We start from the raw sequence: 18,143 nt of genomic DNA on the forward strand, positions 1-18,143 counted from the left end.
ATTATGATATATCTGGTTGATTGAACCACCTTTTCCTTCCTGTTCAGGGGGGGATTTTTTATTTTCAGACAGGAAAAAGATAATAAATCGAGAAGATATGGATAAGGGGTTATGATATAATATCCTGATAATCTTTATTAGGGGTGAGTGAATTGGGATTAAAGATATTACATACTGCTGACCTGCATCTGGGGATGAAGTTTAGTAATTATCCAGCATATATTAGGGAGGATTTAATTGAGGCCAGATTTAATACCCTGGAAAACCTGGTTTCTACTGCCAATCAGGAAGAATGCAATTTGTTTGTAATAGCTGGGGACCTTTTTGATAAGCTTAATATACCATTAAGGGATATTAAGCGGGTAATAGGGATACTAAATAACTTTGCCGGGGATTGTGTACTTGTTATGCCTGGTAATCACGATTATGACAATGGAATGGTTGAACTGTGGCAGTGCTTTCAGGATAATATTTCAGATAGACTAATATTATTAAATAAAGCAAAACCGTATAAGTTGACTCATTTTGACCTGGATCTTACAGTTTATCCGGCCTATTGTGATAGAAAACACTCTGCTGCAAACAAACTGGACTGGATTAAGGATTATTATCAGGGTTTAGATGATGGGGGTAAATGTCCTGGGACCTATCAGCTGGGTATTGCTCATGGTGCCCTTAATGGTCTTTCACCTGATATGTCGGACAGGTATTTTAATATGAGTGAAGAGGAATTACTGGAACTGCCTGTAGATTTATGGCTTCTGGGTCATACCCATATCCCTTATCCAGCCAATAGGGAGCTTAATAATAGAAGGATTTTCAATGCAGGTACAGCTGAACCAGACGGCCTTGACTGCAGTCATAATGGTACTGCCTGGTTAATAGAGATATCTAGAGAGCAAGAGGGCAGTACTGAGGTTTCAGCTACTCTGCTGGAGACCGGGTTTTATCGTTTTAAAGACCTATCATATACTATTGAGGTAAGGGCAGACCTGCTTAGAATAAAAGAGGAACTGTTAAGTGATAATCCAGAACAGAGTTTGCTCAGGCTGAAACTTAGTGGAAGGGTAGATGAGGATCTTTATAATAACAAGGAGGCTGTTTATCAGGAACTCAGGGACAGACTGGCCTATCTTGAGATAGACGATAGTAGTCTTAAGCTTAGGATTACAGAGGAAGTAATTGATAGGGAGTTTTCCAGGAGTTCTTTTCCTTATCTGGTTTTAAAAGAATTGGCAGCAAGTAAAGAAGATGAGGATGCCTTACAACTTGCCTATGAATTAATAAAAGAGGTGAGAGAATGAGATTAAGCAGTTTCAAGACTGATGTTTTTGCAGGGATAAGTAAGCGGCAGGTAGAATTTGATAAGGGCTTAAATGTGATTATTGGTCCCAATGAAGCCGGGAAAAGCACCCTTATTGAGGCTATCTATGCTACTATCTTCCAGGAGGCTAGACTACGGATGAATTTAGGGGTAGATAAGGACTTTAAGGCCCGCTTTATGCCCTATCCGACTGGTGAGTATATCAATGGTATACTGGAGTTTATTATAGATGGAGAGAAATATAAGCTGAAAAAAGAATGGGGTAAGGAACACTCTACTGTCCTGGAACTGCCTGATGGACAGATTCTCAAGAACAGTGACCGTATAAAAAGAAAACTCAAGGATTTATTTGTTTTTGGCCGGGCCAGCTATGGTAATATTGTCTTTGCCCGGCAGCGTGATGTTAAACAGGCGGTTGAAAGGATAATTGGTAACGATGACATTGTCCATACGGTTAGTTCTTTTCTGCGGAAGGCAGTAATGGAACTGGATGGTATATCAGTTGAACATTTGCGCAGCAGGCTTGGAGAGGAAATAGATAATCTTGTTAAAAGATGGGATTTAAATAATGATAGGCCGGATAATCCCAACAGGGATATAAATAACCCCTATAAAGTGGGGTATGGTGAGATTTATGAGGCCTATATTAATAAAGTAAGTATTGAACGTAAAATGAAAAAGGCTCTCGAAATGGAGGAACAGCTGGCCGGTCTGAGCAGGGAATTACAGGCTCTGGAAGAAGAGCGGCAGGGTCTTAAAACAGAGATTGAGCAGATGGCCGAGATAGAGAATGATGTTGTTAAAAGGGCCAGTCTGGAGCCTGAAATTAAGCGTCTAAAGGAAAAAACCGGTACCTTAAAAAGGTTAAACAGGGAATGGCCGGTCAGAGCAGATGAGTTAGTCAGGAAAAAAGAGGAATTAAACAACTTGGATAAGAGTCTAAAAGAGTTGAGTAGGGAAAAGAGTAGGGCCAGAGAAAAGGCCAGACTTAATGAAAGTAGGTCTATCTTAGAAAAGATTAACAGGCTTAAAAAAGAGATGCAGGAAAAGTATCAGGAAAGGCAGGAAATAAAGCAGATTACGATAGAAGACATTAAAGAAATGGAATCATATCAGGATATTATTAAAAGAAATAAGGCAGCTATGGAGGCCGGTACCTTGCTGGGTGTGATAAACAGTGCCTGTGATCAGGTGATACTCACCAGAGGACTGGCAGAGCAGGAAGAAATAGAGGCAGGAGTGGAATTTAAGGCAGATGGTTATCTACATCTGGTAATTGAGGGAATAGTAGATGTAGAAATAAAATCAGGTGAGATAGATTTTGACAGCCTCCGCCGGGAATATCAGTTGGCCCAGAGTAAATTTGATAAACTATTAAGTAATTTGGGTGTTGAGAGTATTAATGAGGCCAGGCGTAAAAGAGAGGATTATAATAGATTAACCAGTGAATTAAATAATCTTAATCAGCAGATTAAAGGGCTATTGGATGGCCGTAAATATGAAGACCTGCAGGAAGAGGCAGGCAAACTTAATGAAATGGAATTTGTCAGGGATGAAGGGACTGTTGAAAAAGAACTGGATAGGGTAAATAAAGAAAGGAGTAAACTCCTGGCAGAGATAAAGTCCCTGGAGGATAGGATTAATAGCTGGCAGGAAGAGTATGGTGATGTAGATAAACTCTTTGAATTAATGGTTAGTATAGGGACTGAACTTAAAGCTATCAAAGGACAGCTGACAGGGCTGGCAGAACTGCCAGATCAATATGATACAGCAGAGGGGTTTAATAGTTCTCTGACGAGGTTGAGGAAAAAGAAAGAAGAGTTAGACGACAGGTTTACTAGTAAGAGAGAGGAATTACGGGATATAATGGCTGCTATGCCTGAAGAATCCTATGAAGAACTGCTGGTATCCCGGCAGGACTATCGGAAGCGTTTTGATAGATTACAGAAGAAGGCCAGGGATTTGATTAAGATAAGGGCTGTTCTGCATAGAAAACTGGCTGAAATGGATAATAATAGTTTTGACCCACTGGTTGATTTGTTCAGCCGGTATTTATCTATTTTAACAGCCGGAAATTATCAGATTGGGGATGTTAATAATAATTTTCAGTTAAAAATAGTAAATGAAAAAAATAGTTCGCTGCCTGTAGATATAAATCTACTTTCCTTTGGTACCTATGATGGGGTAGCGCTGGCTTTTAGATTAGCTCTGCTAGAACAGTTATTTAAAGATAGAGAAGGGTTTATTATCCTGGACGACTGTCTGGTTAACCTTGACCCGGCAAGAAAAAAAGAGGCTGTTACTTTGATAAATAAATTTGCGGAAAAATACCAGGTTATTTTCACTACCTGCAATCCGGACACAGCAGATAGTCTGGGCGGCAGGGTGATTGAGTTTACTGCATAAAGGAAAGAATTATATGCCAGGAAGTGAGGTTAAAGATTTATGAAATTTAGCTATCTGGATTATCAGGAAGACCTTCTTGCCAGGGCTGTCAGTAGTGAAAGCCCCGGGGTTTATGTCTTTGATAACTTTAATAATCTATTAACTGCCCGGAGGTATTATCAGCGGCCTTTTCTGCAGGAAGAGAGCATTTTTTTGACTATGGATGACTTAAAAGAGAAATTATTTCCGACAGATAGGCTTATTTTGAAAGAGGAAAAACGCAGTATTTTCTTTTATAATTTACTTACTGCTGAAGAAAAAGAAAGACTAAGAATAGATAATTACTTTGATGTGATTGACCTGGCAGCTGATTTCTTTAAACTATATGATGAATTCAATGAATATAGCATATCGGAAATAGAAGAAAAAATCAAACTACAGGATTGGCAGTTAGAAAAATATAGAATCCTGCGGCAATTGCGGGAACGTTATTTATCTAAAATGGAAGACTCTAATTATACTGACCAGACACTTGTTTTTGACTTTCAGAATTTTGATCCAGCCTATTTTACTGCTTACAGGGAGTTTATCTTGGTCAATATTATTAATTTTACTCCTGTAGAAAAAAGGCTACTAGCAGAACTGGAAGCTGCTGGTAAGTCTGTTCACCTGTATTTACAGATCAAGTGGGAGGATTATAATGAAGAGAATTTACAGCTCAATAAACTAAGCCTTCCTGAAGAAATAGAGACAGAAGTAAAACTTTACCATAGTGAGGAAGGCCTACTACAAGTGGCCAACCTTTTATGCTATAGAGAGTTAGCTTATCACGGGACTCAGTCCTTAACTGTGCTGGATGCTGCTTATAATGACAGTGATTACCAGCGTTTACTATCTTCAAATAGGGTTAAGGTAAAGAGAGAGATTAGTTTTATTGAAACCAAGATCTATAAATTCCTGGAATCACTTTATAGTATCCTGTCAGCAGCTGATCTCAGTCATGGTTTCTTAAAATTAGAGATAAAGGAATTATTGGAGGCCTGTTATTTTCCGGAGTTTTGTGCTCACTATCGAATTGATAGTAACTCTCTTGCTGCTTTAAAGGGGCTTGCTGCTGAGGATTATGTTTATCTGACAGAGGATTTAATCGAAAGCAACTATCATGAAGACCTGGCTGTCTTTAAACTTATCTTTGCCGAAATGAGGAAAATTTTTACAGTAAAAGGCCTTAGGGAGTTATGCAGCATCCTGGAGGAGATAGATTTCAGCATATTAGATGATGAATTATTCACTGATAATATTACTCAATATTTTGATGGGCTTTTAGAACTTAGTTCTATTGAAGAAATTGGGCTAGTTGATTCCTGGGTAAATTACTTTAATAGTATTCCCCAGGGCCTTTTTCTTCTGACTATAAATTACCTGAAGTTTAAGAAAGTAATATTGCTGGATAATAAAGAAAAACCCTTGCTGGAGATTGAAGACCTGCTGTCAGCTTCACACAGCAGGAGGGAAGAACTAATTATTACTAATGCCTCCCGAGGAATTATTCCTTCCCGGACAGGGGGCGGGTTTCTTCTTACTGAGAAACAGCGGGCAGAACTCGGTCTGCCGACTAATGAAGAAAGGGCTTTAAGGGATAAATATTATTTCTTCCGCCATCTTTTTAGCAGTCAAAGAGCTGTGATTTATAGTCTGCAGAATCAGGACACTAATCTAACGACCAGCTCTTTTATTGAAGAGATAAGGCTGGCTTATGGTCTGGAAATCAATAATTTACCTATTACAGCCTGGGATTATCCCACTCTTATCAGGAGTATTTTTATTAATGAAGATGATGTTTTGCTTAAAAAGCTGTCAGCCAGGAACAGGGAAAGGGATAAATTATTGATAGAAGAGGTGGACTTTCCAGATGATAGTTATTATCTAAGTTATTATAAATATCAGGTTTTAAAGGATTGCTTTTATAAATTCTATCTCAGCTGTATTGCTCAACTGGAGGATGAACAGTTTGTATTCAAGAAAGAACTGAGTCCCAGGTTACTGGGTATAATTGTACATGAGGTATTTGACAAGCTAATTACTGCCAGCAGTTTAGCTAATCCACCAGCCATTAAAGAGATTAGAGGAATTATTGAAGAGAAGATGGCCATATATGATCTAAAGATTAATGATTACTATAAAAAATACTATGAAAAAATACTGGTAGGGAAAATTCAGGACTCTATCATTTATTTTTTTAAGGTTATGGGAAGAAGGGTTAATAGTAATATCAGGAATATAAAAACAGAATGGCAGATTGGCGGTTCTAAGAACACCCCTTTTTTCCAGGGTGATAGTTTTAGCCTTTATCTCAGAGGGAGAATAGACCTTCTACTTGAGTTTGATGACAGAAAACAGATTATTGATTTTAAAACCGGTGGTAGTAGTTTAGATCAGCTTGATTTCTATTCACTACTGCTAGATGAGCAATCAGGGTCACAGGTTCAAGTAGAAAAAGGGATTTATTCACTTATGGATGAAAGATACCTGCGAGGTTATCCTGGTGGTGAAATGGAACTGGCAGATGAAATTACCAATAATGCTAAAAATTTGACTGTCAGTGAGGAATATAAAGCCAGTTATAAAGCAAGATGTAAGGATTGTATCTATCTGGATATCTGTAGGGTGGTGATCAGATGAATAAAATTCTTAAGGCCAGTGCTGGGACAGGGAAGACCTATCGGCTATCATTAGAATATATTGCTGCCCTACTGGAGGGGGAGTATTTTAAAGAAATTGTAGTGATGACCTTTACCAGGAAGGCCACTGCTGAGATTAGAGAAAGGATTATTGAGCAGATCGAGGATATTCTTGCTAAGGGTGATAATAGTGATGTTTTTCTCAATCTAAAAGGAATATACCCTCAAATTTCCCTGGATATAGATGGTCTTCAGGAGATCTACCGGGAAATGCTGGTCAATAAAGATGAGATTAATATTTTTACAATCGACAGTTTTATCAATAAAATTTTCAGGGAGACTGTTGCCCCTTATCTGGGTGTGTATGATTATCAGATTATTGATAACCAGCAGAATCAGGAGTTTATTGAAGGTGTTTTTAAGCAAATACTTGATAATCCTGAAGATTTTGCGGTGATGGAAAAATTTTTATCTGCTAACACAGAAAGGTTTATTGAACCATATCTCTCTTTAATTACGCAAATTCTAAATAATAGATGGAAGTTTTTGTTAATTAATTATCAAAGCCGGGGCAATAAAAGCTTAGGTAGTCTGACTGATAGTCTGGATGACTGTCTGGATATTCTAAATAATATAGCCCGGGAAAAGGATAAAGAGCTTTCCGAGGATTTTTATGTAAAGGATTTTAAAAATCTAATGGAAGACTACGGCAGGGAGGAACTGGCTGTTAAAAAGGAGTTGATCATTAAAAACCAGAACTTATTTTTTAATAAAAGTTTCTGGAATGGTAGTAAGGTACGCGGCAAAAAGGTTGCTGATTTGAAAGAGTCCCTTGAACTGGGCTATGAGCAATTCCGTCAGCAGCTGGCAGCCTATATCTATAATAAAGAGATGCTACCTTATGAAGAAGAGGTTTTTAGTTTTTCCCGACGTATCTTTAAGATCTATGACCAGCTTAAATTTAAAGAGGGTGCATTTACCCATGCAGATATTAGTAATTATACCTACAAATATTTCGGACAGGAGGAGTTGGGGCTAATTGCTAATGGTGAAATTAGTGATTATTTCTATGAGGTTTCAGGTATGAAAGTGAAGAGTCTTTTTATCGATGAATTTCAGGATACCAGTATTCTGCAGTGGAAGATAATTAAACCCCTCTTAGATAGGGCTGATAAAGTTATTACAGTTGGAGATGAAAAACAGTCTATTTACGGCTGGCGTGGCGGAGAAAAAGAGCTGTTTTCTCGTCTGGATAGGATACTTGATAGTGAGAGTGAGTCCCTGAAAACCTGCTACCGCAGTGAAAGAGAGATAGTCGACTTTATTAACCGTTTTTTCCTTAATCTACCTGTTGACTGGGATTATCAGGGGGTAGATTATCTACCTTTTAAAAACGGCGGTTTTCTTGAGGTGCTAATTGGGGGTGAGAATACCTTAATAAATACGGAGACAAAGACTTTTCAGAAATTTAGCCAGGAAAAACAGGCTGCAGCTCGGGAACTTAACCAGCTAATCAGGGTCGATTTGAAAAGGGAGATAGCAGAGAGGATTGCAGAGCTGCCTTCATACAGTAAAGTTGGTATCTTATGCCGCTCGAATACTGACCTGGTTGATATTGCTGCTGAACTGGATAGGGCAGGTATTCCCTATGTACTGGAGAGTAAGGATAGTATTATTGAACACGTGGCAGTTAAAGCACTTTATTTTCTTTTGAACTACCTGCTTTATAATGATTATTTTCAATTACTTAGGTTTTTACGTAGTGATCTGGCTGGTATAAATAATAGGATTTTAAAGTATTTATTACAAAATAGGGATAAAATTGAATCTTTCATGAATGGTGATGATATTGTTCTGGAGTATGAAGACTTGGGAGAGCTGCTTAAAGAAATCAGGTTGATGAAAACCCTTCCCTATCAGGTGCTGACAAATATGATTATAGAGAAGACGGGTGTTATTAAGTACTATGGTGATAATAGTGCTGCCCTGCGAAATATTTACTATTTCTTCGAATTAATGCGCGGCTTTAATTCTTTAGTGGATTTTATGACTTATTTAGAAGAAAATAAAGATAGTGATGAATTAAAACAGTTAGGGGTGAAGGGTGAAAATGTTGTCAGTCTGATGACTATCCATAAAGCTAAAGGATTATCCTTTGAGACAGAATTTTTCTACTGGTCTCCCGGGGGGAACCGAGGTGGCAGTTCCAGCAGTCTGGAGTTTTATATAAGTTTTGATCAGGATTTTGAAGAAATAGAGGATTATCTCCTAACAGATACCAAATATGAGAAGATCTTTGCTTATCTGGGGATTAATTTTGCTGAAGAATACGCTGAACGTGAACTTATGGAGGAGATTAACAATCTATATGTTGCTCTCAGCAGGCCAGAAAGGAATCTTTTTTTCTATATTGAAGGTCCCCGCAAACTTACAGTAGATGCTCAGGGCAGGTGTTGGGGAAATAGTAGTTATGAATTCTATGAAGGGGCCTTACTGGCAGCTGTTAAACTCCCTTCACTCTGTGAACTGGCAGAGAGAAAGCAGTTTGGTAAATTAATAGTAAGTGAGGACCTAAGAGATCTTGTAGATAATAAAATCCCTGATTTGAGTCAATATTTTAGGCCACTGGAGTTGACAGGGGAGATAGTAGAGGAAACGGCTGAACAAAAGGATTATAAGATGACCCTGGCAAAAGAGATTGATCGGATTGAGGGGTTGGCTGTTCATTACTACCTGGAACATATTACTTATGCAAATAGTGTTGAAAAGGATTATGCCGCTAAAATAACCAAAGCCAGATACGGTAATATTATGGGTTTTAAGAGGATAGAAGGTCTTATAAGAAGAATAGAGGAGTTTATTGAGAATAACCCCCTATATTTTGCTGAACACTGGACAGTTTTTACAGAATATGAATTAAGTGATGGCGAGAGGACATACCGTATTGATAGGCTTTTACTAGATGAAAAAGCAGGGGAAATAATGATACTGGATTATAAAAGCGGTATCAGCAGGGAACAATCACAGTTAGATAAATATAAGGAATTGGTTGCCAGTAAAACTGAGGGAAGTTATGTTATTAAGACAGAATTTCTACTTATTTAAAGAGTTCTCTTAAATTATCAGCTGTTAGCTGTCTGGAATTTATCCCCATCTGTTTTAGCTGGGTAACCCCCGGGTCAAAGATAATAAGGCTGAAATAATCCAGGAGTTCGTCATCCATCAACTGCTGCATATTTTTTAAAGTATCTTTTTCATCTTTACTTTTATTTCTTATATAATAACGGGCACCGGGTATGGGCATTAAGGATTTAAAACTGGTAGACTGCCATATTTTATTTGCTAAATAAAATAAAACTTCATGGGCAGTTCTATCTTTTTTAAAGAGACTGGTAAAGATTGACTGGCTGCTGTTATCGGGTACTTTTTGATAATTGTAGGCCAGCTTATTTTCCCTTAGAAAATTGAGTATTTTTTTGGTATATTCTGTAGGGTTGTTTACTGTATTGGAGAAACGAGAGCTGTTAATTTCGATAACCATATCCTTATCTCCAATCAAGGTATTAAGTATCTTATAGTTAAGACCTCTGTCTTTACCCTGATAGGTCAGGGTATATTGTGCTGAGTCAAGTGAGGGTTCCTGCTTATTTTCTTTAATTTTGATTTTCATTTGAAAAACCTACCTTTTTTATGCTTAAATTATGATTTTTAGGCTTATGAATGACATTGAAGACCGACAAATATATTTACTTACCTTGTCGTGCACTACGGCGTCCTGCCTTCGTTTACTGTCGAGAAATTGTCTTCCAGCGTCCATGCCTCCAGACAATTTCTAGAGTCGTTCAGTAAATATATTTATCTAGTTTATAATAATTATTGATTAAGTCTGGATAGCCGTTTAGCCACTTTGATCTTCTAAATATATCTTAGCATATTTAAAAGTAGACTACAAGGAAAAAACCACTCTTTGGGGGGTACCAAAGGTGGTTTTTTAAGTGAAAAAGTTATTGTGGTTATTATATAATAATTGTCTCTTCATGTAAACAGAAAAAGCGAAATTAATTGAATTTGTAATGTTTTTTATGAGTTTAATTATATATTAGTACTGAAAGTAATCAAAAGTTAATGTATTTAATAAAAGATAAGTAGCAAAGTCTAAATTTGTTTTCTTAATAATATAATAAGAGAATGAATTATATTTTTAATTAATTTGTTGTTGACTTAGTAAGCAGATACTGCTAGAATGAATAAAGTATTTAATATATTGGTAAATTTTATAGGTATAAAGAGTTGTTGAAGGTAGGTGAATATATTATGGAAGAAAGGAAAAAACTACATCAATTGGCGATACCGATTTTTATCGAGACATTATTATTTATGTTACTTGGAGTGGCGGATATTTTTATGCTCAGCCAATTTGATGATAAGGCTGCTGGAGCTATTGGAGCGGCTAATCAGGTTATTAATATCCTTAATCTAATATTTGTCATAATCTCAGCGGGAACAGCAGTGCTGGTAGCCCAGAATGTAGGGGCAAAAAGGAGAGAGGATGTCGAAAGAGTTAGTTCGGTTTCACTGGTTATGAATTTAGCAATCGGTCTACTGGTAAGTGTTATTATGATTTTTATGGGAAGGATAATCTTGCTTAAGGTGGGGGTTACCCCCGACTTAATGAAGTATGCCTCAGCATATATAAAGATAGTAGGTGGTGCTTTATTTGTTCAGGCTGTTTTAAATACTGTTACTGCAATTATCAGGAGTCATGGTTATACTAAAGAGAGTATGTTGATAACTGTTGGTATGAATATTTTAAATGTAATTGGTGATGCTGCTTTTATCTTTGGTCTTTTTGGTTTGCCAGTCCTGGGTGCCAGTGGTGTGGCAATAGCGACTACTTTTAGTAGAGTACTGGCGACTATTGTGGCCTTGATATTCCTGTTCAGAGTAGTGCTTCCCATTGAGATGTTTTCTTATCTTAAAAATAAGCCAATGCTGGCCCTTAAAAAATTGATTAAGATTGGTTTTCCTTCAGCTATGGAGAATATGTCCTATAACTTAGCTCAGACAGTGCTGATGAGTATTATCTTGATTAATCTGGGGGAAATGGCCTATATTACCAGGACATATGTCTGGACATTAACCTGGTTTGTAATGATATTTTCTATTTCTATCGGGCAGGCTAACCAGATTATGATTGGACATTTGATAGGTGCTGGTCAAATAGATGAGGCCTATCATACTGGACTTAAAAACTTCAAAATAGCTATGTTTTTCTCTATGCTGGGTGGTGTAGTATTATTTCTCTTTGGTAGGATATTTATGGGTTTTTATACAGATAATCAGGAGATCATACTCCTGGGGGCGGCTACCCTGGCAGTAGATGCCTTTCTGGAGCCCGGCAGAACCTTCAATATTATCCTGATTTACGGTTTAAGGGGTGCTGGTGATGTAATCTTTCCTGTTGTAATGGCAGTTATTAGTATGTGGGGTATTGGTGTTCTGTCTGCTTATATCTTTGGGGTTGTTCTTGGCTATGGTCTGCCTGGTATCTGGCTGGGGATCTTACTGGATGAATGGTTCAGGGGTGTTTCTATGCTCCACAGATGGAATAGTAAAAAATGGGCAAATAAAGCCATGATAGGATAAAAAACCCTTGTAAAATAAAGGTATTCATGAATTTATCTTTAATATAATATATATATAGTATTATAGATTAAGGGGGTTTTGTCAAAATGGAAGTATTGAAGGTAGCAACACAATCAAATCCAAACAAAGTGGCAGGTGCACTTGCCGGTGTTTTAAGGGAAAGGGGAAGGGCTGAGATGCAGGCCATTGGTGCTGGTGCTGTAAATCAGACTATCAAGGCAATAGCCATTGCCAGGGGATTTGTGGCTCCCAGTGGGATTGACCTGATTTGTATACCGGCTTTTACTGACCTTGAAATTGAAGGTGAAGAGAGAACAGCGATTAAAATAATTGTGGAACCAAGGTAAGCTAGTTTTATAATTTTACTATGTAATCCCCTATCTTAAGAGAGATTTAACCCTGGAGATAGGGTTTTTCTTATTAAAAAAACAGCCCCTGAAACAAAGGCTGTTTTTTAGAGGGTTATTTGAGAATTTTGTCCAGTGTTGCTTTTTCTATACAGACAGTAACAATATTAATGGCTTTTTCAAGTTCTTTGATAGGGGGCAAGGTAGGTGCAATACGGATATTAGTGTCTGCAGGGTCTTTGCCGTAGGGGTAAGTAGCCCCTGCTTTGGTAAGGGTAACACCAGCTTCTTTTGCCAGTTGAACTACTCTACCTGCACACCCCTCCATAACATCGAGATTAATAAAATAGCCTCCCTTGGGATTACTCCAACGGGCAATATTTTTGTCTGCCAGTTCCTTTTCCATTATTTCCAGGACTAAATCAAATTTAGGCTTGATAATAGCTGCATGTTTTTTCATGTGTTCCAGGATACCATCAACTGTCTTAAAAAATCTGGTATGGAGTAATTGATTTATCTTATTGGGACCAATAGTTTGTTTAGAGATTAAGCTGACTATATAATCGATATTTTTTTTGCTAGAGGCAAAAACACCTAAACCTGCCCCTGCAAAAGTGATCTTGGATGTAGAAACATAGATATAGACCCTGTCTGGGTTTTTATATTCCCGGCAGGCATGTAAGATATTTTTCAACCGGGGTGGATTATCTGTCAGGTGGTGTACAATATAGGCATTATCCCAGAAGATACGGAAATCATTAGCCTTTGTTTCCATAGCAGCCAATCTATTTACTACTTCATCAGTATAGACAACCCCTGTAGGATTACTATATTTGGGTACACACCAGATACCTTTAATAGATTCATCTTCTTTGACCAGTTCCTCAATCCTATCCATATCTGGTCCATTATTCTGCATGGGTATATTAATCATTTCAATACCAAATAGTTCGCAAATGGCAAAGTGGCGATCATAACCTGGGCTGGGACAGAGGAATTTGACTTTTTCTAATTTACTCCAGGGAGTGCTTTTTTCATCTACACCGTGATTAAAAGCCCTGGCTAGGTTATCATACATAATATTCAGGCTGGAATTTCCTCCGATAATTAATTCTTCAACCTTAACATTAAGTAGGTCAGCAAATAATTTCCTTGTTTCAGGGAGTCCTTCAACACCACCGTAGTTTCGACAATCAGTACCATTTTCATCAATTAGGGTTTTAATGTCATTATATAGGCCATTTGATAAATCAAGTTGTTCTGGACATGGTTTTCCCCGGGCCATATTTAAATTAAGGTTTTCAGCCTGATATTTTTCGTATTTTTCGTTTGCTTTCTGCTGGAATCTACGTAATTCTTCCTCTGTAGCTCCTTGATATACATTCATATTGACTACCTCCTGCTTTCTTTTCTTCTATTTTAATATATCGTGGGGAAAATGGCAATGTAATTAAAGATCATTTAGCAATTATTTAAATTAATATGCTATAATTAAATAGTGTATCCACAATATAAATAGAAGTTTGTGGAGAAGAAGGGAATGAGATAAATGAGTCAAAAAGAAAAAATCGGTGGCAGGGCCTATAAAAATGGTGTAAGATTGATAAATAGTAGCTTTTCTGCTAAAGCATATTATGATGAAAATGGTAAATTACAGGTAAAGCTTAGTAGTGTAAAAAGGTCTAAATACTATAAGTTGATCAAAAAAATTCCCATATTAAGAGGGATAGTAAGTCTCTTAATGGCTATCTGGATGTTTTTAAAAGAGGGTATTAATAATCCTAAAAAATACTGGGCTATTTTATTAATATTACTGTTGGATTTGCTATATATCTTTATACCAGGATCAGAAAGTCAGGTCACTAACAATATTTTAAATTTGATATATTTTGGTTTCCCTGTTCTATTACTATTATTATTCAGGAAAACTATTTCTGAAGTTTTAAAATATCACGGTGCTGAGCATAAGGTGGTTCATTATTATGAAAATGATTGTCAGGGGGATATTCAGTCATATTCCCGGCTTCATAAAAGGTGTGGTAGTAATATAGTGTTTTATTATCTATTAATAACCTGTACAATAGGTTTATTTGTCTATATCCCGTTAAACCCCTTACTTTTAGAATTATTGTTTTTGGGGATAGCCTATGAATTAATCAGGTATACCCCTGAGCAGCTTCTTTTTCTGCCTTATCTCTTTCAACGGTTAGTAACAAAGGAACCAGAAGAAAAACATATCAGGGCGGCTAAAGCTGCTTTAGAGCTTTTAAGGTAAACGATTGGTTAAAATATTATGATAAAATAGCTATAATATATTATCATAATAGCTATTAAAGTAAATAATGAATGACATTTTTCACAAATTTAAGGTATAATAGGAGGATGTGATTTATGAGTTATAAAATGCTTTGTCTGGATATTGACGGTACTCTACTAAACTCAAATCATAAGATATCTTCTAAAACTAGAGAAGCAGTACGGCTTGTTTCTGGCAGAATACCAGTAATACTTGTATCAGCCCGTATGCCTGCCGGGATTTTTCCATATCAAAAGGAATTAGGGCTTAATAAAGCTGTTATTTCGTATAGTGGTGCTTTGATTCTGGATGAGCAAAGAAATGTTCTTTTAAATAAAACTATTTCAAGCTCAGTAGTAGAATTAATTTATGATAATTTTATGGGACAGGTTCATCTTAGTATCTATTGTAATAATGATTGGTATATAGAGAATAAAGATTGCTGGGCCAGGCAGGAGAAAGAAATTACTGGACTTACACCCTTGGAAGTTAATTATACAAAATTAATTGACAGCTGGTATAGAAACTCAGGAGGGGCAAATAAATTATTATGTATGGGAGAAAAAGAAGATATCACTGTTTTATATCATCAACTACAAAAGATGACAGCAAGGGTGACAGCTAGTATTGCTTTTTACCGTTCAAAACCCAGCTATTTAGAGATTATGGATAAGGCGGTTTCTAAAGCAGCAGCTATTGAAAAACTGGCAGCTAGTTATGGTGTGGAAAGAAATGAAATAATTGCTATAGGTGATAATTATAATGACCTTAATATGATTGAATATGCAGGCCTGGGGGTAGCTATGGGAAATGCCCCTGAACCTGTAAAAGAACAGGCTGATGAAATTACCAGCAGCAATGATAATGATGGGGTTGCCAGGATTATCTATAAGTATTTTAACTAGCTGCCTTTGTTTATTTAGTTTTTTCAAGTTGATATAAACTGATTGCACCCAGTAGGGTAATAAATAATAAAGTGTAAATTGCCATTTTATAAGTACCTGTCTGGTCATAAGTCCACCCACCAAGGGCAGGGCCAAGTATAGCTGATATTCCATAGGCTAGAAAGACAAAAGGGTATAATTTGCCTGCCAGGTCTCCAAAGTGTTCAACAATTCTAAGAAAGTATAGGACAAAACAACCTCCAAAAGCAATTCCGGTCATAATGGCTGCTAGATTAAAAATAATTGCTGAATTTGATAACATTAACAGGGCAGAGCATCCTAATAGAACCAGGGATATGGGAATTGATATTTTGCCAACTCTATCGAAAATAGCACCCCATAATATACGGCCCAGGGCATTTCCGACGGCAAATAAACTGATAGCTAATACGGCATACTGTTCAATAAGATGGTTAGAAAGACCTATTTGTTTAATATTGCTAACAACCATTAAACCACCAAAAGTCCCGCTAAACATCCCTATTATCATGGCAATGGTTATTTTGTTCCTCAATAATACTGTCATTTTTTGTTTGTTATTTTTCTCTCTATCATTTTCTGGGGGGTTACTAAGAAATAGGGCTGCTATAATAGCAGGTAATCCTGTATAAATAGCAATATTTCTAAAAATTAATAAAGTATCTAGACCGTTGTTCTGTAAGATAGAAACAAATCTAGTTAAGATAATGGCTCCACCACCAAAACCAGCAACAGCTAATCCGGTTATTAATCCCTTTCTTTCAGGAAACCACTTAATACAGGTGGTTAATGGACATACATAACCAAAACCTATCCCTGCTCCTGTAATTAAGCCAATAGCAAGCAATATAATAGGATATGCTCCCTTTGAAAATGAAGCAATTAAGTAACCCAAGGTATATAACAGTCCACCTATAAAAGCGGTGAAACGCGGTCCTTTTATTGATAATACTCTCCCTGCATATATCATGTTGAGTGTGAATGCCAGTATTGTAACACCAAAAATAAAGCTGCTCTGACTAATACTAATATGATAAGTCTCCTTTAATGAAGGGCCAAAAACACTCCAGGCGTATATCCCACCTAAGATAATCTGTAAAATGATTGATGCTGTGAGTATAAACCATCGTTTCATTGTTGAATTTCACTCCCCTATTGTAATGTTCATGGTCTTAACTTAGAATCTCCTTTCAAATAAGCGTCTTAAATAAATAAGAATTTATAATAACTAATTCTTTTTAAATGAATAGATTCCTCTTTTTAGTGTAGATAAGAGTTATAAAAGTGTTGACAATATAAATTAGTATGTTATAATTTAATTAAACAACTACTTAATCAGATTGGTGTTCTAGAGAAAGGAGGGAATGATTTGTGGCTGAAAAGAGATGTGAACATCCCGATAGATTAAATGGTAAGAAACCTGGAGAATGTAGTCCTGAACAGATTAAGGAATGTCATGGAGATGAAAAAGAACATTCCTGTGCAAGAGATAAATAGGACTTTATTAGGGGTGTTTAAACACCCCTGAAACTATTCTTAAAGATGGTAAAGGAGTGCTTTTATAAGATGAACAATTCTCAAGAGATTAGGGCTGCAATTGAAGTAGAAAATTTAAGTAAACGATATGAGGAAGTAGATGCTGTAGATAAGATATCTTTTACTGTGCAAAGGGGAGAGATTTTCGGCTTTCTGGGGCCAAATGGGGCGGGTAAAACAACAACAATCAATATGCTGACAGGCCTAAATAGAATAAGTTCAGGACAGGTCAAAATTAATGGTCAAACAGAGATTAAAAAGGTACAGGAGGCTATCGGGATTGTCCCCAGTGAAAGCAATTTGTATCCAGAGCTTGATGGCTTTGAAAATCTCTGTTTTTGTGCTTCACTCTATGGTTTAAAAAAAGGGGTGCGGGAAAGAGAGGCAAGGTATTTATTAGAAAAATTCAATCTGGCTGAGGTAGGCGGCAGGACGTTTGGGGCTTATTCCAAAGGCATGAAGAGAAAATTGACTATAGCAGCTGGTATTATACATAAACCTGAAATTCTTTTTCTGGATGAACCGACTACGGGGATTGATGTAGCCAGTGCCCGACAGATCCGAAGATTAATTATTGATTTAAATAGAGCAGGGACTACTATCTTTTTAACTACCCATTATATTGAAGAAGCCGAGCGTCTTTGTGATAGGGTAGCCTTTATTGTTCAGGGGAAGATTAAACACCTGGATACAACGGAAAACTTACTTGATAATGTCCGGCAGGATAATATCATAGAATTTTTAAGTGATAAAAAATCTCTTCAGGATAAAGAGACTATTCTTAAAAAACTATCAGCTTATCAGGTAGAACTGTTTGGAGAAAAAATCAGGATTCATATTGATAGAAAAACTACGATAAATAAATTTATTAATATTTTTAATGAGATTGACTGTAATATTTATGAAGCCAGGCTGATGAGGCCGTCACTGGAGGATGTTTTTGTCAAGATTACAGGTATTGAAGTAGATGAAATGGAAAAAGATAAAGCAAAGGGAGGCAGATAA

Annotated in this window: 13 protein-coding genes; 10 read left to right on the forward strand and 3 right to left on the reverse strand. The window is 36.7% G+C overall.

Annotation, left to right across the window (positions count from 1 at the left end; genetic code table 11):
* Nucleotides 1–152: 152 nt before the first annotated feature.
* Genes GM661_RS06255 through GM661_RS06270 form a run of 4 tightly spaced genes read left to right on the forward strand, consistent with a single transcriptional unit; the run spans nucleotide 153 to nucleotide 9,495 of the window.
* The gene (locus tag GM661_RS06255) at nucleotides 153–1,304 is read left to right on the forward strand and encodes a metallophosphoesterase family protein (RefSeq protein WP_230869239.1); all 1,152 of its coding nucleotides are present in this window, start codon (nucleotides 153–155) and stop codon (nucleotides 1,302–1,304) included.
* The gene (locus GM661_RS06260; protein WP_230869240.1) at nucleotides 1,301–3,730 is read left to right on the forward strand and encodes an AAA family ATPase; all 2,430 of its coding nucleotides are present in this window, start codon (nucleotides 1,301–1,303) and stop codon (nucleotides 3,728–3,730) included. The genes GM661_RS06255 and GM661_RS06260 overlap by 4 nt, the downstream gene beginning before the upstream one ends.
* A 39-nt stretch (nucleotides 3,731–3,769) precedes the next feature.
* Complete coding sequence (locus tag GM661_RS06265) at nucleotides 3,770–6,391, forward strand: PD-(D/E)XK nuclease family protein (RefSeq protein WP_230869241.1); 2,622 nt, start codon at nucleotides 3,770–3,772, stop codon at nucleotides 6,389–6,391.
* Nucleotides 6,388–9,495 (forward strand): UvrD-helicase domain-containing protein, encoded by a 3,108-nt coding sequence (locus tag GM661_RS06270; protein ID WP_230869242.1) that lies wholly within the window; start codon nucleotides 6,388–6,390, stop codon nucleotides 9,493–9,495. Before GM661_RS06265 ends, GM661_RS06270 begins: the two co-directional genes overlap by 4 nt.
* On the opposite strand, the gene GM661_RS06275 is transcribed toward GM661_RS06270, so the two are convergent.
* The gene (locus GM661_RS06275) at nucleotides 9,488–10,060 is read right to left on the reverse strand and encodes a hypothetical protein (protein ID WP_230869243.1); all 573 of its coding nucleotides are present in this window, start codon (nucleotides 10,058–10,060) and stop codon (nucleotides 9,488–9,490) included. The two genes, GM661_RS06270 and GM661_RS06275, sit on opposite strands and share 8 nt — an antisense overlap.
* Before the next feature lie 644 nt (nucleotides 10,061–10,704).
* Between GM661_RS06275 and GM661_RS06280 the strand changes: the two genes are divergently transcribed.
* Both GM661_RS06280 and GM661_RS06285 read left to right on the forward strand, forming a co-directional pair.
* Entirely contained in the window at nucleotides 10,705–12,036 is a 1,332-nt protein-coding gene (locus tag GM661_RS06280; RefSeq protein ID WP_230869244.1) for an MATE family efflux transporter, read from the forward strand.
* An 86-nt stretch (nucleotides 12,037–12,122) separates the two neighbouring features.
* Nucleotides 12,123–12,383 carry a stage V sporulation protein S gene (locus GM661_RS06285; protein WP_125989255.1) on the forward strand — a complete coding sequence of 87 codons (261 nt, stop codon included), beginning with the start codon at nucleotides 12,123–12,125 and terminating at the stop codon, nucleotides 12,381–12,383.
* 115 nt (nucleotides 12,384–12,498) lie between these two features.
* Here the strand turns inward: GM661_RS06285 and GM661_RS06290 are convergent, their stop codons facing one another.
* Nucleotides 12,499–13,770, reverse strand: coding sequence for an aminotransferase class I/II-fold pyridoxal phosphate-dependent enzyme (locus tag GM661_RS06290; protein WP_230869245.1), 1,272 nt, complete (start codon nucleotides 13,768–13,770; stop codon nucleotides 12,499–12,501).
* 162 nt (nucleotides 13,771–13,932) lie between these two features.
* On the opposite strand from GM661_RS06290, the gene GM661_RS06295 reads away from it, so the two are divergent.
* Entirely contained in the window at nucleotides 13,933–14,658 is a 726-nt protein-coding gene (locus GM661_RS06295) for a DUF1385 domain-containing protein (RefSeq protein WP_230869246.1), read from the forward strand.
* A 116-nt stretch (nucleotides 14,659–14,774) separates the two neighbouring features.
* Nucleotides 14,775–15,584: a Cof-type HAD-IIB family hydrolase gene (locus GM661_RS06300; protein ID WP_230869247.1), complete on the forward strand. Its 810-nt coding sequence runs from the start codon at nucleotides 14,775–14,777 to the stop codon at nucleotides 15,582–15,584.
* 10 nt (nucleotides 15,585–15,594) lie between these two features.
* Here GM661_RS06300 and GM661_RS06305 read toward each other — a convergent pair whose 3' ends face one another.
* Nucleotides 15,595–16,737, reverse strand: a complete 1,143-nt coding sequence (locus tag GM661_RS06305) for an MFS transporter (RefSeq protein WP_230869248.1) — start codon at nucleotides 16,735–16,737, stop codon at nucleotides 15,595–15,597.
* Between the two features lie 236 nt (nucleotides 16,738–16,973).
* Here GM661_RS06305 and GM661_RS18905 point away from each other — a divergent pair, with 236 nt between their 5' ends.
* Nucleotides 16,974–17,099 carry a hypothetical protein gene (locus tag GM661_RS18905; protein WP_269059909.1) on the forward strand — a complete coding sequence of 42 codons (126 nt, stop codon included), beginning with the start codon at nucleotides 16,974–16,976 and terminating at the stop codon, nucleotides 17,097–17,099.
* Between the two features lie 69 nt (nucleotides 17,100–17,168).
* A complete protein-coding gene (locus tag GM661_RS06310; RefSeq protein ID WP_230869249.1) occupies nucleotides 17,169–18,143 on the forward strand; it encodes an ABC transporter ATP-binding protein in 975 nt (324 codons plus the stop codon).

Source organism: Iocasia fonsfrigidae (assembly GCF_017751145.1).
In the GTDB taxonomy this organism is placed as follows: Bacteria; Bacillota; Halanaerobiia; order Halanaerobiales; family DTU029; genus Iocasia; species Iocasia fonsfrigidae.

Coding starts and splice junctions, on each gene's coding strand:
- GM661_RS06260 (WP_230869240.1), top strand. CDS start 1,301: ATGAGATTAAGCAGTTTCAAGACTGATGTTTTTGCAGGGATAAGTAAG.
- GM661_RS06265 (WP_230869241.1), top strand. CDS start 3,770: ATGAAATTTAGCTATCTGGATTATCAGGAAGACCTTCTTGCCAGGGCT.
- GM661_RS06270 (WP_230869242.1), top strand. CDS start 6,388: ATGAATAAAATTCTTAAGGCCAGTGCTGGGACAGGGAAGACCTATCGG.
- GM661_RS06275 (WP_230869243.1), bottom strand. CDS start 10,060: ATGAAAATCAAAATTAAAGAAAATAAGCAGGAACCCTCACTTGACTCA.
- GM661_RS06280 (WP_230869244.1), top strand. CDS start 10,705: ATGGAAGAAAGGAAAAAACTACATCAATTGGCGATACCGATTTTTATC.
- GM661_RS06285 (WP_125989255.1), top strand. CDS start 12,123: ATGGAAGTATTGAAGGTAGCAACACAATCAAATCCAAACAAAGTGGCA.
- GM661_RS06290 (WP_230869245.1), bottom strand. CDS start 13,770: ATGAATGTATATCAAGGAGCTACAGAGGAAGAATTACGTAGATTCCAG.
- GM661_RS06295 (WP_230869246.1), top strand. CDS start 13,933: ATGAGTCAAAAAGAAAAAATCGGTGGCAGGGCCTATAAAAATGGTGTA.
- GM661_RS06300 (WP_230869247.1), top strand. CDS start 14,775: ATGAGTTATAAAATGCTTTGTCTGGATATTGACGGTACTCTACTAAAC.
- GM661_RS06305 (WP_230869248.1), bottom strand. CDS start 16,737: ATGAAACGATGGTTTATACTCACAGCATCAATCATTTTACAGATTATC.
- GM661_RS06310 (WP_230869249.1), top strand. CDS start 17,169: ATGAACAATTCTCAAGAGATTAGGGCTGCAATTGAAGTAGAAAATTTA.